Origin of the sequence: Catenibacterium sp. co_0103, assembly GCF_004168205.1 — a bacterium.
Lineage (GTDB): Bacteria > Bacillota_I > Bacilli_A > Erysipelotrichales > Coprobacillaceae > Catenibacterium > Catenibacterium mitsuoka_A.
On the sequence record NZ_RCYB01000197.1, the window covers coordinates 1 to 1438 of the forward strand.

Consider the following 1438-nt stretch of genomic DNA (forward strand, 5'->3'; position numbering starts at 1 on the left):
GACAAATAGTCTATATCCTGAATATTTCTGCTCCACACTTCTCTTAAATCGTTACCTGTAGATTATGGGTATTCAAAAATTTTTTTTATTTTACTATTTAGAAGTTGTTAAATAGTGATAGATTGCACCAATAATATTGGCATCATTCGCAAAGGCACATTTCTTTACAACAGGCTTAATACGTGCTGGTTCAACTTTGTCTATGATGATATCTAAACGCTTATTGATTTCATTAATCATATCTTCTCTTACAGAGATACCCCCACCAATAATGATCACTTCTGGATCATAAGAATATTGAATATTATAGATACCTACTGCAAGAGCATAATAGAAACGATTGACATACTTCTTGAATACTTCATTTTCGTTGGCATGATCAAAGATATAACGTCCATCATATGTTTCACCTAGTTCTTTTTCTACACCCTTAACAATGGCGACTGTAGAATCAAGAGACCAAAAGTTAAACTCAAGTGAATCTGCATCAAAGTTATTGATCATATAACCAAATTCACCACCATGAAGATGTTTACCCTTATGAATCTTCTTATCCTTAATCACAGCACCACCAATACCTGTACCGCATACGACAAAGCAGCAATCCTGATTATCTTTAGCGGCACCTAGCCATACTTCTGCAAGTGCTGCACAGTTGGCATCATTTTCTAGTTCTACACGTGTCTGTAATCTTTCTTCTAGATCCTTCTTTATATTAGGACCATGAATATAGTCAATCGCAGACGCACCATAAATGACACCTTCATCACTCGCAACAGCCCCAGGCATACTTAACGCAATACCATCAACATCTCTTTCTTTATAAATAGTTTCAATAGCCTGATACATATTTTCTAAAGTATCAGGTGTTTTAAAAGACCCCTTATCAAATAAATGACCTTTTTCATCGCATGTTGCGTATTTGACAGAAGTCCCTCCTACATCAATTCCTAGTAACATATGTATTACCTCCTATCTATAGAATAGCACAAAAAAATGCACAATAGTAAAATAGATTAAAAAAGGAATAACGTTACGTTATTCCCTAGTTAACACGATGAATTTCTAAACCATTCTGTTTAAATGTTTCAATTATTGTATCGATATGAGATTCCCCATTTGTTTCACAAGTGACTCTTAATTCTACTTCAGAGAATCTTGCGAAGTTCTTGAACTGGTTATGATCAACCGCTACAACATTCGCATTACATTCATTTAATAGATGTGCTACTTTTTCTAACTGTCCAGGAATATCTGGAAGCTGTACTGAGAATGAGAAGATTCTACCTCTTTCAATCAGTCCCTTATTGATCATAGAAGAGATAGAAAGCACATCAATGTTGCCACCTGATACAAGTGAAACAACCTTCTTATTCTTTTCATTGAGTTTCTTTAATGCAGCAAGTGAAAGAATACCTGAGTTTTCAGCTACAAGCTT

Annotated in this window: 1 protein-coding gene and 1 pseudogene; both read right to left on the reverse strand. The window is 34.7% G+C overall.

The annotated features are described in order from the left end of the window. Window positions 1–93: 93 nt before the first annotated feature. Window positions 94–960 (reverse strand): ROK family protein, encoded by an 867-nt coding sequence (locus EAI80_RS13095; RefSeq protein WP_192924070.1) that lies wholly within the window; start codon window positions 958–960, stop codon window positions 94–96. An 85-nt stretch (window positions 961–1045) separates the two neighbouring features. Beyond that, window positions 1046–1438 (reverse strand): annotated as a pseudogene (locus EAI80_RS13100) (threonine ammonia-lyase); the annotation flags it as partial.